This window comes from Acidithiobacillus ferrivorans (assembly GCF_016250455.1).
In the GTDB taxonomy this organism is placed as follows: domain Bacteria; phylum Pseudomonadota; class Gammaproteobacteria; order Acidithiobacillales; family Acidithiobacillaceae; genus Acidithiobacillus; species Acidithiobacillus ferrivorans.
This window is the reverse complement of sequence record NZ_CP059488.1, coordinates 2,124,158-2,139,073: the sequence shown is the minus strand read 5'-3', so window position 1 is coordinate 2,139,073 and position 14,916 is coordinate 2,124,158. Positions and strand designations below refer to the sequence as shown.

9 protein-coding genes are annotated in these 14,916 nt (G+C 59.2%); 5 read left to right on the top strand and 4 right to left on the bottom strand.

Annotated elements, in window-relative coordinates; translation table 11 throughout:
* The first annotated feature begins 73 nt into the window (after positions 1–73).
* The gene (locus H2515_RS10640; protein ID WP_085537906.1) at positions 74–1,672 is read left to right on the top strand and encodes an APC family permease; all 1,599 of its coding nucleotides are present in this window, start codon (positions 74–76) and stop codon (positions 1,670–1,672) included.
* Between the two features lie 69 nt (positions 1,673–1,741).
* Here H2515_RS10640 and H2515_RS10635 read toward each other — a convergent pair whose 3' ends face one another.
* The 3 genes from H2515_RS10635 to H2515_RS10625 form a co-directional block, all read right to left on the bottom strand.
* Complete coding sequence (locus tag H2515_RS10635; RefSeq protein ID WP_065414458.1) at positions 1,742–1,921, bottom strand: hypothetical protein; 180 nt, start codon at positions 1,919–1,921, stop codon at positions 1,742–1,744.
* A gap of 148 nt (positions 1,922–2,069) precedes the next feature.
* On the bottom strand, positions 2,070–4,787 hold the full coding sequence (locus H2515_RS10630) for a bifunctional diguanylate cyclase/phosphodiesterase (RefSeq protein ID WP_232821352.1): 2,718 nt from the start codon (positions 4,785–4,787) through the stop codon (positions 2,070–2,072).
* A gap of 254 nt (positions 4,788–5,041) precedes the next feature.
* Entirely contained in the window at positions 5,042–7,531 is a 2,490-nt protein-coding gene (locus H2515_RS10625; protein ID WP_198660065.1) for a penicillin-binding protein 1A, read from the bottom strand.
* Positions 7,532–7,631: 100 nt separating this feature from the next.
* On the opposite strand from H2515_RS10625, the gene gltX reads away from it, so the two are divergent.
* Positions 7,632–9,056 (top strand): glutamate--tRNA ligase, encoded by a 1,425-nt coding sequence (gltX, locus tag H2515_RS10620; protein ID WP_232821351.1) that lies wholly within the window; start codon positions 7,632–7,634, stop codon positions 9,054–9,056.
* A gap of 21 nt (positions 9,057–9,077) precedes the next feature.
* The gene (cysS, locus tag H2515_RS10615; RefSeq protein WP_198660064.1) at positions 9,078–10,466 is read left to right on the top strand and encodes a cysteine--tRNA ligase; all 1,389 of its coding nucleotides are present in this window, start codon (positions 9,078–9,080) and stop codon (positions 10,464–10,466) included.
* A 45-nt stretch (positions 10,467–10,511) separates the two neighbouring features.
* Here cysS and H2515_RS10610 read toward each other — a convergent pair whose 3' ends face one another.
* The gene (locus tag H2515_RS10610) at positions 10,512–12,821 is read right to left on the bottom strand and encodes an Rne/Rng family ribonuclease (RefSeq protein ID WP_198660063.1); all 2,310 of its coding nucleotides are present in this window, start codon (positions 12,819–12,821) and stop codon (positions 10,512–10,514) included.
* A 199-nt stretch (positions 12,822–13,020) separates the two neighbouring features.
* Between H2515_RS10610 and rluC the strand changes: the two genes are divergently transcribed.
* Positions 13,021–13,974 carry a 23S rRNA pseudouridine(955/2504/2580) synthase RluC gene (gene rluC / locus H2515_RS10605; RefSeq protein WP_198660062.1) on the top strand — a complete coding sequence of 318 codons (954 nt, stop codon included), beginning with the start codon at positions 13,021–13,023 and terminating at the stop codon, positions 13,972–13,974.
* A complete protein-coding gene (locus tag H2515_RS10600; protein WP_198660061.1) occupies positions 13,971–14,654 on the top strand; it encodes an HAD family hydrolase in 684 nt (227 codons plus the stop codon). Before rluC ends, H2515_RS10600 begins: the two co-directional genes overlap by 4 nt.
* Positions 14,655–14,916 lie beyond the last annotated feature (262 nt).

Sequence of the window (14,916 nt, the reverse complement as noted above, 5' to 3'; positions counted from 1 at the left end):
CGATCTGCAGGATTGCATTACACTCCCGCTGAGAACGGGTATTTACACGGACCATTCAAGAGGGAGTTAGGTCATGGCGGCAGGCCATTTGCGACGGGAGGGGGGGACGATTGGGCTGCTTTATGCGAGCCTGGGGGCCATAGTGGGTTCCGGCTGGCTGTTTGGGCCGCTGCATGCGGCGCAGCAGGCGGGGCCCTTGAGTCTGGGGTCCTGGGCGGTGGGGGCAGTGGCTATCTTGTTGTTGGCGCTGGTGTACGCCGAATTGGGGCCAATGATTCCGCGCAGCGGTTCTATTGTTCATATCAGTCATCTGGGCAATGGGCCGTTGTTAGGTCGCATCTGGAGTTGGATTCTATTTTTTTCCTACGTTTCCATCGCGCCGGTCGAAGTGACGGCGGTGCTCACTTACGCAAATAATTATCTGCCGGGTTTTCTCGCTGGTGAAGCGGGCGTGCTCAGTGATCGGGGTTTTGTCGCCGCTATTTTGCTGCTGGGAGTTTTTGTTTTGCTCAATTTTCTGGTGATTCGCTGGGTGCTGTTGCTGAATAGTGCGGCGACCTGGTGGAAGCTGATTATTCCGGCTGCCACTATCTTCGTCTTGTTGAGCTTTTCCTGGCATCCCGAGAACCTGCAATTGCATCATTCCCAGGGGGATCTGGAAGGCATGTTCACGGCCGTGGCCAGCGCTGGGATTATCTTTTCTTTTTTCGGATTCCGGCAGGCGATCGATCTGGCGGGAGAGAGTCGGAATCCGGGGCGCAGTATTCCCATAGCGGTTATCGGTTCGGTGCTGATTGGCACCATGCTGTATGAGGGCTTGCAATTTGCGTTTCTGATGGCGGTGAATCCTGCTGATCTGGCGCATGGGGGATGGTCACACCTGGCTTTTACTGGGCTCACTGGACCCTTTGCGGCATTGGCCGCAGCCGTGGGCGCCGCCTGGTGGGGGGTTATCCTCTATGTGGACGCTCTGGTGTCGCCAGCGGGTACCGCCTTCATTTACACCACTTCATCGGCGCGTATTACCATGGCGACAGGGGAAATGGGCAGTGCACCGCGATGGCTGGCGCGGATTAACGGCAGTGGCGTGCCCTGGATCGCGCTGTTGGCAGTATACGCGGTTGGTGCACTCTTCTTCTTTCCCTTTCCTTCCTGGCAAAAGCTGGTGGGATACATTTCTTCGGTGACTGTGCTTTCTTATAGCCTGGGGCCGATCGTACTCTTGCAGTTGCGTCGTGCCATGCCCGATGCCGTGCGTCCTTTTCGTCTTCGCGGGGCAGAGATGCTTGCTCCAGCAGCTTTTGTGGTGGCTAATTGGATTATCTTCTGGGCCGGGCTCGACACCCTGAGTTTCACTTTTGTCGCGTTGACCATCCTGATGGTGGTTTTTTTGGTTTACCATTATTTCCTCGCCAAAGAGGGCCGTGCACAAAGCCTGGGATGGCGCTATGCGTGGTGGGTGTTACCCTATTTTGCGGGTCTGTGGATCTGCAGCTATCTTGGTCCGCAAAATCTCGGTGGCAGAGGTCTTTTACCTTTTTTCTGGGATATGGCGATACTTGCTGTATTTAGTCTGGTTATACTGCTTGTGGCATTGCGCACGACAGTGGCAGATCAGGTGATGAGAGATTATGTGGAAGGTCTGAACGCGGTGCCGGAGACGGCGCCATAGCCGATCCCGGCGATTGCTCGTCGGTGTGATAGCGATATTCGGCGAAGACCGTCCTGGCTCCCAGTTGCCCTATTCACGGGGCAGGTAGTCGCCGCGCTCCGGATCGGCGCAGATCTTCAGCGTAAAATCAAAGCGCTCATGATGGTGACGAATGACAGGCAGGGGAATGCGGGGATCCTCCAACTCCAGTTGTGGTTCCGGCAGCATTTTCAACTGGGCGCTTGACCAGATAGGGTTGCGAAGTGGCACGGGGCGCTTTGCTGATGTTATCCATGCTCCCCTCCTGAGCTGGTGACTAAGCATTGACCACGGTAATCAGGACGTCAGGTTTGACAGCCCGTGCCCCCAGCAGATCGCGCCGTTACATATTACCGTCGAATTACCGATCGGTGTCTTCTTAGGATGGTAGTTCAGTCCTGGCCGCCGCGTTATCCCGCATGGCCTTCACCGCCTGCCCCAGGCCTTCCTGAAAGCGGTGACTGTGCCCATGCAACTGGCCGAGCAGGAGATGGAGTTCCTCGCGCGTTCCGCTTTGCCGTACCTGAAGGATTTCCCGGCCCAGGATATGCACTGTTTCGTGCTCGGCCAGCAAGGTCTCCACCTCGGGTAGTTCCGATGCATGGGCATGCAGCCAGGTCGTGATCGGGCAGTCGGCCAGTTCCGTATGCTCGTAATCCTCATGTTTCATCACCGACTCTGCTGCCGCCCGCACCCAGCCCAGATGCTGGTACAGGGCCAGCATCGGCGTGTCCGCATCCCCGACGCCGAGGACAAAGCTGCGCACAAAATCCGCGACCGCTTTCGCCTCCAGCGGCCTGGCAATGGCGTACCCCTGGAGATAGTTGATTTTCATCTCGCGCAGGAAAGCGATGTGCGCTTCGGTTTCCACTCCTTCCACGGTGATGAGGACGCCCATCGCCAAGCCCAGATTGACGAGACTTTCGACGAAAATCAGGTCCTGGGGCTTGTTCGACAACTCGCGGATGAAACTCTGATCGATCTTGATCTCGTCAATGGGCAGATTTTTGAGTCGCAGGAGAGAGGCGTAAGCACTCCCCACGTCATCCAGGGCGATTTTGATGTCCGCGCCGCGCAGCCGTTGCAGATGCTCCAGGGCGGCCTCCTGTTCGAGAATTTCCCCGATTTCCAGCACCTCCAGCACCAGGGATGCCGGGGGGATGCCCGGCTGGGTGGCCAGGATGGCAAAGACCGAATCGGCAAATCCGGGTTGATCGAGTTCTTCCGGGGTGACGTTGACGCTGAGAAAGAGGTCGAGACCCATGTCCCGCCATTGCGTCAGTTGCTGCAGCGCCGTTTGCAGCACGAAGCGTCCCAGTGCCTGACGCTCCCGTACGCCAAGGGAAGGAAGGAACCGATCGGGGGAGACCTCCTGACCCTCCCGGTGCCAGCGGGTCAGGGCCTCAAGGCCCGCCACCCGACCTGTTGCCAGAGCCACCAGAGGCTGATAGCGGAGGGTCACCGCTCCGCTGGCCAAAGCCCGCAGGAAATCCTGGCGCAACGTTTCATCGCCCACGGTGAGGGTGCCGAGATCGGGGTGATAGAGCTGCACCCAACCCGCCTTGGTTGGGCTGGTGCGCGCCTTGGCCGCATACATGGCTTGGTCCGCGTGGCGCAGAAGCAGGTCGGCGTCCCCCTCGTCAAAAGGATAGAGGGTCAACCCCAGACTCGCCTGAATACTGACTATCTTCCCCTTGATGTGGAAGGGCTGCGCAATCGCGGCCTGGAGGCGGGCCAGGACCTGATCCAGTTCATTCATATCGCGCAAGCCTTCCAGCAGCAGCACAAACTCATCGCCGCCCATGCGCGCTATGGTATCCGTCCGCCGCACCGCGTCTTGCAGGCGGCGGGCTATTTCTTTCAGCAGGTCGTCACCGGCGGCATGGCCGTAGGTGTCATTGACCGGTTTGAAGGCATCCAGATCGAGAAACCCCACCGCCAGGAGCCGCTCCTGCCGTTCCGTGCGGGCTAAGGCCTGATCAAACACCAGCCGCAGACCATCGCGGTTGGGCAGGCCGGTCAGGACATCGTGGGTCGCCTGCGTGGTCAGGGTGCGCTCAAAGGTCTGGCGTTGCAGTTCCCATCGGCGATCCAGGAAGAGGATGCGGCGATAGGCCGTCAAGCTGAGTCCGAAAGCGATGAGCAGAAAGACCAGAGGGTATTGAATTTGTCGTTGCCACCAGGCGGCCAGCCATTGAGCCCTGGGGACGGAAACGAAAGCGGTCAATGGATAATGGCTCAAACGGGTAAAAGCGCCAAAGCGATAGATCGGCTCCCCCACCGCGACGACGCCCGCATACGTTCCATGATGTGCATGGGGAGCACGCTGCAGTGCCTGTAGCAAGACTCCTCCTGCAGGCACGGGGTGGGCAAGCATCTTGGAAAGCTTGTTCTGGGGTACGGGCCAGCGCCCTTCAATATAAAAGTCACTTCGGAGCAGACCGACAGCCGTTCCCGTGCGCAAGGGCAGATGGCTCAGGAAGCCACCAATACCACGAAAACGCAGCGGCGTGGTTACAACAAACAAGGGCTTTCCCGCCGAGGAAAATATCGTATATCTCAGGGGGATGACCCAATGACCCACCAATGGCCCGCGGTGCGGGTGGTAGATCCCCATGCCAGGTGTCTGTATGCCTTTCTGGAAAGCCGGCCAGATGGCCGGATTGTTGCGAAAATTCGGGAGCGGCGCGCCGACCGGTGCGGTCGTGGAAGCGATCACCTGCCCACTCGGGGCGATCAGATTCGCGCTGACGATATTAGAAGTGGCCTTCTGATAATCGAGCAGAAGCGTCCGGGCGCGGCGCGGATGATGGAGTGCATCTGCGCGCTGTAACTGCACCGCCAAAAACCGGAGCCCGGAGGCGTGGCCGTCCAGCAGCTTCTGTGCGACGGTTGCGACCATGTCGGATTCCAGCGTCAGACGATACTCACTGTCCTGCTCATAGCGATGCCAGGAGAACCAGGCATACCATCCGGAAAAAACCAATACCCCCACGAATGTCCCGTAAAAGACCAGAAATATGGTCCACCGATAGGGAGGCATAGTGATGGGACGGGTGAGAAATGCGGGAATTTTCGGGATGATTTTCAAATTCAAATGTCCCCGTCACCCAGAGAGCTACCCGTCATGACGGCACCGACATGCGCCGGGGCTCCGGTGGCGAACGTGAAAACCGCAAATGGCTTCGGTCAAACACGTTAACCATGATCGCTCTACCTTGATGCAGAAGCGTAACATGTTACCAGTAGCAGCTTTGGGCGACAACCGGATTGGCCTTCCTGGTTATGGTGCGGGCTCAGCACTGTAAACGCGGAGCGCACCGGTTGCGGGATATCTCTGACCGTGGCACTTTAGAAAAGGTTCTTTATGGTGTTCAAGAGCTTGGCACCAAGGTCCATTCCTGCGCCACTTGTCGTAGAAGCCGTGGGTGCAGCAATGGGTGGATAGCCCGCCAGATAATCGCTGACGCCAATAACATTACTACCGCCACTGATGGTAGGTCCGGTCACGGAAGGCGGTCGGAAGAAACCGGTAGCAGGGCTGCCTGCCATGGCGGTCCGCATGAAGTGAATCCAGATGGGTAGTGCCTCACGTGCCCCCGCAGCCCAGCGGCCCATGCTGCGGTTGTCATCATAACCCACCCAGACACTGGTGGTGATATGCGGACTAAAGCCATTAAACCAGGCATTATTTTCGTGGTTGGTCGTGCCAGTTTTGCCCGCAATGTCATTGCGCCCCAAGCTCTGGGCCGCGACGCCAGTCCCGATCTTGATCACCTGCTGCATCATCTCGGTCAGCAAATAAGCAACCCCCGGCGGAATAGCGGTCTCTTGCGCGGGTGGTGCATAACCCATGGGACAATTGAGCAGGGAGATTTGTGTGCCGCGGTTATTCACAATTTTGGTGATGAGGTAGGGATTCGGCAGAAAACCGCCGCTGGAGAAGACCGCATAGGCGCGGGCCAGCTGTAAGGGGCTATAATCTCCCGCGCCGAGCACCATGGAAGGTACTTGCGGTACCTGCTTGGCCGGAAAACCAAAGCGTTGCACATACTGCGCTGCGTAGGGGATGCCGATGTCCATGAGGATGCGAACACTGGGTACGTTATGGGAGTAAGCCAGGTTTGACCAGACCGGGATCGGAGTATTGGAGAACTTATTGCTATAGTTGGTCGGTGTATAGACCTGACCTGTCGGCAAGGTAATGGACAGGGGGGTGTCTGGAATCGGCGTCTGTGGCGTCATATAGCTGCTTTTGCCTGAAGCAAGCAACGCTGGCGCATCCATGGCTGCGGCATAGACAAAGGGCTTGAAGCCGGAGCCCGGTTGCCGATAGGCAAAAACGGCGCGATTAAAATGGCTGAGTTCATAACTGAAGCCACCGACCAGGGCGTGGATTGCCCCGGTGTGGCTATCCAGGCTCACCAGAGCACCCTGTACCTGGGGAATCTGTGAGAGCTGCCAACCGCTATCTCTGCCAGCGGAGGACCAGACATTAACCCCCCATTCCTGACCTGCCCCTGCCGTAACAGAATGTACATAAGGACGCAGCCAGACCAGATCACCGCTGTGCAGCACCGCATTGACGAGGCGTGGTTTGGGCGCGCCGGGGTGGGGGCGTGCCCAGCTCACATCACGCAAGGTCAGTATGATGTTTTTCTTGCCTTCCAGAGCAACTGTAGCGCTTTTGGCATCGGCACTGACCACGACGCCCCATTTGAGATTGGCCGGGTCATGGGGGGGTAATACATTGGGCCGCTTACCGGTGAGCGCGGCCTGCAATGCGTTGCCGCTGAGACGCTCGATGGGGCCGCGATAGCTTTTGAAGTCCATACTGGATAAACCCATATCGTAATTTTCCAGCCCTATGGCAACGGCTTTGTTCGCGGCTTCCTGATCTTTTGGCAGGATAGTGGTGTACACCTTGAGCCCGGAACGGTAGGTGAAATCGCTGCCAAATTGCTGGGTAAGCCAGTTGGCGATCCAGTCGGTGACGTAGGGGGCACCATTGCTGACCGCCGCATGATAGCGCGATAATATGGGTTCGGCGTTGGCCCTTGCCGCTTCATCCTTGGAAATATAACCACGGTTTTCCAGACGCTTGAGCACATAAGCCCGGCGTCTTTTGGCGAGATCAGGATTGGCCACGGGGTTCAACACGGAAGGTGCCGGGGGGAGCCCTGCAATAGTGGCCATCTCTCCCAGAGTAAGATGGTCGACGCTTTTTCCGAAATAGGTCCGAGCGGCCGCCTGCACACCGTAGGCACCCTGTCCGAGATAAATCTTGTTCAGATAAAGCTCAAGAATCTGCTGATGGGTAAAGTGGTGGGTGAGCTTGTACGCCAGAAGGATTTCCGCGATTTTACGGGAGATGGTTTTTTGCGGGGTCAGGTAAAAGTTGCGGGCCACCTGCTCGGGGATGGTGCTGGCACCCTGCACCGGCGCCATATGAATAAGATCTACGAACGCGGCACGGAGAATTCCCGGATAGCTGACCGGATAATACAACGGGTTGTTGCTGAAGAAACGCGCGTTTTCTGCGGAGATAAAAGCCTCCTGCAATTTGACCGGAATCTGATCAAGGGGCAGGGCATAGCGCATTTGTGGACCCACTTCTTGCAGCAGCGTGCCATCGGCGGCGTAAATCCGCAGAGGTTCGTCAGGATGCCATTCACTGAGTTCGTGAACGGGGGGCAAGGTCTGCCAGATGCGGTAGATGTAAATGCCGATGCCGATCCCGATATTAATCAGAATCAACAGGATGATCAGTACAATCCAGCGACCATAGTGGTGGCGCTTAGGCTGCTTGGCGCGCGCACCCGGGGTCTTAGCTTGAGCCATGCCGTTTCTTCCCGTGTGATGAGTACTTAGCAAAGTCCATGCAGGTCTGTCTGCACTTTGCGAAATACCCTGCCCCCGTTTTTACATTGCGACGCGGCCGATGGCGCAATACTATACCACCATGAATCTCAAGAGTCGCTTCGCGCCCAGTCCCACCGGTTACCTCCACCTCGGTAATGCCCGCACCGCCCTTTTTGCCTGGCTGGCGGCGCGGAGCATGAATGGTACATTTATTTTACGCCTGGAAGATACGGATCAGCAGCGCTCCCCCGATATCTATGAGAAGGCCTTGCTGGAAGATCTGCAGTGGTTCGGCATCGACTGGGACGAAGGCCCGGACCGTGGTGGCGATCACGGCCCCTACCGGCAGATGGAACGTCTGGCCCTCTATGATGCGTACTATGCCCGCTTACAGGCGACCGGACAGGCTTACCCCTGCTATTGCAGCGCCGATGAGCTGGCCGCCGAGCGCGCCGTGCAGCGCTCGGCGGGGAAAGCACCACGTTATGGAGGACGCTGTCGGCATCTCAGCGCCGGGGCGCGCGCCGAGCGAGAGGCGGCGGGTACGCGACCCACGCTGCGCTTCCATATTCCCGACCAAGGCATCCTCAGCGTGCCCGATCTGGTTTGGGGCGAGCGTCAGTATGCGTTGGCTGATCTGGGGGACTTTGTCATCCGCCGCAGTGACGGCAGTCCGGCATTTTTCTTTGCCAATGCCGTCGACGATGCGCTGATGGGGGTGACTCTGGTCCTGCGCGGCGAGGACCATCTCACCAATACCCCCCGGCAAATCCTGATCATGCAGGCGCTGGGTTTGCCGGTGCCGGACTACGGCCACCTGCCCTTATTGCTGGGTACCGACGGCCAGCCCCTGTCCAAGCGCCACGGGGCCACCAGCCTGCGCGATCTGCAGCATCACGGCTATTTGCCAGCGGCGGTACGCAACTACTTGGCGCGCCTTGGTCACCATTACACCGCGACGGATTTTCTGGACAATACGGCGTTGGCCCAGGGTTTTGCGCTGACCCAGATCAGCAAGGCACCCGGCCATTTTGATGCGGTGCAGTTGCAGCATTGGCAGCACGAAGCGGTACAGTCGCTGGACGATGCCGCCGTCTGGAACTGGTTGGCACCCCATCTGCAGGACAAAGTGCCGACGGGGCGGGAAATGCCTTTTGTCGCCGCGGTGCGCGCCAATACTGTGCTGCCCGCCGATGCCCTGGATTGGGCCGAGCGCTGTTTTGCCACCCCCGCAATGGACGCAGAAGCCGCTGCGGCCATCACCGGTGTTGGTCCTGAATTCTGGGCCGCTGCCCAGACGACGCTGCAGGTCGCAGGTGGCGACTACCGGCTCTGGACCAAGGCCCTGCAGCAAGCCAGCGGGCAGCGCGGTAAATCGCTGTTCATGCCCCTGCGCGCTGCGCTTACCGGGCTCACCCACGGACCGGAACTGGCGGCGCTCCTCCCTCTCATCGGTGAAGAGCGCGCGTTAACGCGTCTTCATGCCGCTGCCCAACGCTCCTGAACGCTTGTCGAGGCTGAAAATATGACCACCCTGCCGGTACTGACCCTCTTTGATACCCTGCGCCGCGGTAAAACGCCGCTGGAACTGCTGCGCCCCAATCATGTGGGACTCTACGTCTGCGGGATGACCGTATACGACTTCTGTCATCTCGGCCATGCCCGGGTCATGGTCACCTTTGATATGGTGGTGCGCTATCTGCGCGAGCGCGGCTACGAGGTGACTTACGTCCGCAATATCACCGATATCGACGACAAAATCATTCGTCGGGCCGTGGAGCGTGGCGAGTCGATCCAGTCTCTCACGGCACGTTTCATCGACGCCATGCACGAAGATGAGGCGGCGTTGCTCTGCCAGCGCCCTGATCAGGAACCGCGGGCGACGGAGCATGTGGGTGCCATGCAAACCCTGATCGGCGAACTCATCAACAGAGGACATGCCTATGCGGCGGCCAATGGCGATGTGTACTACGCGGTGCGCAGCTTCCCGGAATACGGGCGCCTGTCCGGCAAATCCATTGACGAATTGACCTCGGGCGCACGGGTGGATGTTGGTGAAGACAAGCGGGATCCTCTGGATTTTGCCCTGTGGAAGGCGGCCAAGCCCGGTGAGCCATCCTGGGCCTCCCCCTGGGGAGAAGGACGGCCTGGTTGGCATATCGAATGTTCCGCCATGTCCGCCGATGCCCTGGGCTGTGCCTTTGATATTCATGGTGGTGGTGCGGATCTGCAATTTCCCCATCATGAGAATGAAATTGCCCAGTCACAGGGCGCGGGCTGCGCTTTTGCCCATTACTGGATGCACAACGGCTTTGTCCGCATCAACGACGAGAAAATGTCCAAATCGCTGAATAATTTCTTCACGGTAAGGGAACTCTTGCCCCGCTATTCGGGCGAGGTGCTGCGCTTTTTCATCCTGTCCAGCCATTACCGTAGTCCGCTGAACTATGGGGAAGAGGCGCTGGAGCAGGCCAAGGCAGGCCTCACCCGGCTCTATACCGCCCTGCGTGGGATGCCTGGGCGCAAAATCGTGGTGGAGCTGGGTAGCGAGTGGCGGGAGCGTTTCCATGCCGCCATGAGTGACGACTTTCATACGCCAGCGGCTCTGGCGGTACTCTTTGACCTGGCCCGCGAGATGAATCGCCTGCGGGATGAGGGCAGCGAAGTTGCTGCACCGCTGGCTACCTTATTACGGGAACTGGCGGGAGTGCTGGGCTTGCTGCAACAAGACGCAGAGGATTTTCTCCGCGGCGATGCGACGAATACCCACTGGATTGAGGAGCGTATTGCCGCGCGCGCCGCGGCGCGGCGGACCCGCGACTTCGCCGGTGCCGATGGGATCCGGCAGGAATTGACAGCCGCTGGAGTCATCCTCGAAGATGGCCCCGGAGGCACGACATGGCGGCAGGAATAAGGCAGCGCTGCTCGCTTAACCCGGGTACTTGAAAGTAGAGGTTCCTCAGTCTTCGCCCAGTGGGAAAGACTGCTGCTCACCTTCGTTGGGAACAGCAACCGGTACGGGTTCCGGTTGCACCGCGGGCAGGATGGATTCCGGAATTGCCGCGTTGATAGATTCCTGAATGGGTTCAGGCACGGGCTCCGCTGCCGTCGGCTGCCCGGTGGCGTGAGGGCGTTCTTCTTCTACCGAACCCCTTTCGATGGTCGCAGCGGCGACGGGAATCGGCGCCGTAGCAGGGACCAGCATCTGGTGCCAGTCGGCGGCGGCAGGTACCGTGCCGGGATAGACGAGTTCTTCCGGAACATGGATGTCATCCACTGGCCCCGCCAGTAGATCCTTATCCTGGAAGCCCTCTGTCGTGTAGGTACCCTCAGCATTTTCCGCGTCCGCAGAAGAAGATGGTTCTGCGCCATTTTCCCCGCCCTGAGTGGAACGCCGGGCACGCGCACGGCGTCCACCACGGCGTCGCCGCCGGCTGTTGCGGTCTTCGCTGTTGCTTTCCTGGGTATCGGTGCCCATCTCGCTGGCCTGCTCCGAGCTCTCCGGCAGTTCAGCGCCACTGGTCTCTGTCAGGAAAGTTGCTGCGTCAACCGGCACATAGCGGGATACCAGTGCCCGCACCAGCCGGGCCAGAATACCCTCTTCCGGCGGAACGGCCACCTTGGCGGACGCTTTCGCCTTCGGGCTGCTGGGTGCTGTTGGGCTGCGTAAAGGGGGTAATACATCCGGCGGCGGCGACGCCGTCAACGGGCTCAGTGCCGCTGATTCGTTCGTCGGACGGCTGGGGCGTGCGGGCAGAGTGCTGTTGTTGCTGCCGACGACTGGTGCCGGTCGGCTGCTGTCGCCTTCCACCCGCGTCCGCTGAATCTGATAATGAGGCGTGACCATGTCCGGCGAAGGAATGATCAGGATGCGGGTATCGGTCTTTGCTTCCAGTTCCAGAATCGGGCGGCGTTTTTCGTTGAGCAGATATACGGCCACATCCACCGGCACCCGACACTCTATCTCTGCGGCACCGGTTTTCATGCACTCCTCGTACAGCAGGCGCAGGACGTGCATACTGGTGGCTTCGCAGCCCCGTATCTGACCGGTACCGTTACAGCGCGGGCAGGGTTCAGAAGAAGCTTCTTCCAGGCTGGCGCCGAGACGTTGTCGGGACATTTCCATGAGACCAAAGCGGGAGATGCGCCCCAACTGCACCCGGGCCCGATCCAGCTTGAGGACGTCCTTGAGCTTGTTCTCCACTTCACGCTGGTGTTTGGGGGATTCCATATCGATGAAGTCGACCACGATGAGCCCACCCAGATCGCGCAGGCGAATCTGCCGGGCGATCTCCTCAGCGGCTTCCAGATTGGTCTGGAAAGCGGTCTCCGCAATATCCTGGCCCTTGGTCGCGCGGCCCGAGTTTACATCTACGGCCACCAGCGCCTCGGTATGGTCGATGACGATGGCGCCCCCTGACTCCAGGCGCACTTCGCGACTGAAGGCCGATTCAATCTGCTGCTCAATCTGATAGCGGGAGAAGAGGGGCACGTCATTGTCATAATGCTTCAGACGATGCACCATTTTCGGCATCATGGAGCCCATGAATTGTACCGCAGCGTTGTAGGCTCCCTCATCGTCGATCAGCACCTCCCCGAAATCTTCGGAGAAGTGATCGCGCAGGGCGCGTACCACGACGTTACCCTCCTGATAAATCAGGAAGGGAGCGGCACGCGGTGCCGCTGTATCGACGATGGCCTGCCAGATCTGTTTGAGATACTCCAGATCGCGCTGCAAGGCCTCCAGTTCCTGACCGATCCCCGCGGTGCGGGCGATGACGCCCATGTTTTCGGGGATGTCCAGGAGTTGCAGGTGCTGGCGGATCTGGGTGCGGTCATCACCCTCAATGCGCCGGGAGACACCACCGGCACGCGGGTTGTTCGGCATCAACACCAGATAGCGTCCGGCCAGGCTGACGAAGGTGGTGAGCGCCGCGCCTTTGCTGGAGCGCTCTTCCTTGTCTACCTGAACGATGACTTCCTGACCTTCCCGCACCAGATCCTGAATGCGTTTGCGGCCCTGTTCCTGCTGCAGGAAGTATTCCCGGGCGATTTCCTTGAGGGGCAGAAAGCCGTGCCGTTCGGCACCGTAATCGACGAAGGCGGCTTCAAGGCTGGGCTCCACACGGGTGATGCGACCCTTGTATATATTGCTTTTTTTCTGTTCCCGATAAGTGCGTTCAATGTCCAGATCGAGGAGTTTTTGACCATCTACCAAAGCCACCCGCAACTCCTCTGCGTGGGTAGCGTTAATCAACATCCGTTTCATAAGTTCTTCTTTCTCCGGCGCTCAACCCGCAAGCCCGAAAGGACCCGTCAGGGAGCGCAGCGTTTGTAATTGGGACCGGCGGGGGTTGCCCGGCGATGCTGAAATTGGGGTCGCGCTCCGAAAAGCGCAGCATCCCAAGTCGAAATATAAGCTATAAAAGAATAGAATCGCAAATTAAAAGCGCAGGGATAGGGTAAACATGGCAGAAAATGGGGTGCGGCAATGGCTGGTAAGCGATGCAGAAGCGGGGCAAAGGCTGGATAACTTCCTCCTGCGGGTGATGAAAGGCGTGCCGCGCTCCCACATCTACAAAATCCTGCGCAGCGGTGAAGTGCGGGTGAATAAGGGACGGGTGCGGCCGTACTATCATCTGGCTGAGGGTGACGTACTGCGTTTGCCACCGGTGCGGGTGGCGGAGCCCAGCGATCCTGCCGTACTGCCTGGCTACTTGCGCAGCCAACTGGAAGCTGCTGTCCTATACGAAGATACCCATCTGCTGGTGCTGGACAAACCCAGCGGGCTGGCCGTGCATGGTGGTTCGGGTCTGAGTTGGGGCATCATCGAAGCATTGCGTCAGTTGCGGCCTGATGCCCGTGAACTGGAGCTGGTACACCGCCTGGACCGCGACACCTCTGGCTGTCTGATACTGAGTAAAAAACGCTCGGCGCTGCGTGCGCTCCATGAGACACTGCGGGAAGGTCTCATGGAGAAACGTTATCTGGCGCTGGTGGCCGGTGACTGGCAGGGGCAGGCGCGTGCCGTGCGTCTGGCCCTGCGCAAGAATACCTTGCAGTCCGGCGAGCGCATGGTGCGGGTGGACCCGGTGGAGGGTAAGGCCGCACATACGCGCTTTCTGCCGCTGGAACATTTCCCTGCTGCGGCACTGCTGCAGGCTGATCTCGATACCGGGCGTACGCACCAGATTCGGGTTCACCTGCAAGCGATTGGGCATTCGGTGGCGGGCGATGAAAAATATGGCGATGCAGTCTTCAACCAGCGTCTGCGTACCCTGGGTCTGCGGCGACTTTTTTTGCACGCGGCGCTGGTGGGCTTCCGCCACCCGCAGGACGGCCGGCCCATGCGTATTGAGGCCCCGCTGCCGGCTGATCTGCAAAGCATTCTGACTCAGTTGCGTAAGCAGTCTGCCGGATGATTTTGCCCCCTGATGATTGCCGCCTGATTATTTTCGATTGGGACGGCACCCTCATGGATAGCATCTCTGTTATCTGCGGCTGCCTGACCCATGCTTTTGCCTATGCCGGACTGGCGGATCGTGGTGAGCAGCAATATCAGGAAATCATTGGGCTGGGATTGGAAGACGCCTTAGCGGTCCTCGCCCCCGATGCGGATAAACCAACCCGGGAACGGATTTTGGAGGGTTACCGGGAATGCTTTTTCGGCACGTCGGCCCGCGAAATGCCCCTCTTTCCGGGGGTGGAAGATACGGTGGTGCAACTCGCCGATGCTGGCTATCAGATTGCTGTGGCCACCGGTAAAGCCCGCCGTGGTCTGGATCGGGTGCTGGGCGAGCATCCGCGCCTCGCCGCTTGCATCAGCGCCAGTCGCTGTGCCGATGAAAGCCGCTCCAAACCCGATCCCCTGATGCTCTACGAATTACTGAAGCACTACGACTTGCCGCCAAGCGCCGCCATCATGGTAGGCGACACGGTGCACGACATGGCAATGGCGGTTGCCGCCGGGGTCTTGCCGGTGGGTGTGCTTTGCGGTGTACACAGCGCGGAACGCCTGGATATCAGCGGTGCTGCGGCTTGTTTTGCCGATCCCACTGTGCTGGCAGGGTGGCTCATCCGCACGCGCGCCGCAACTTTTTGAGGACGTGCCAGGCCACCGGCCCGGAAGGCGGCCAGGGCAAGGCGGTGCCGCAGTCCAATATACTCAGCACGCAGGCACTTGCCTATCGCCCCGTTGGGGCTTGATGGTACCGCATGGCGCGCCCCTCTCTGATAGCAATTGCGAAATTTGGGGATGGTTATGTATCCATAAAAGGGAGTGATATATTGTGGGCGTATAGGTGATCTCTATAGGCCGATGTGTCGGGGAAACTGTCATCATCGCAGCTCTCAGCCACGATGCC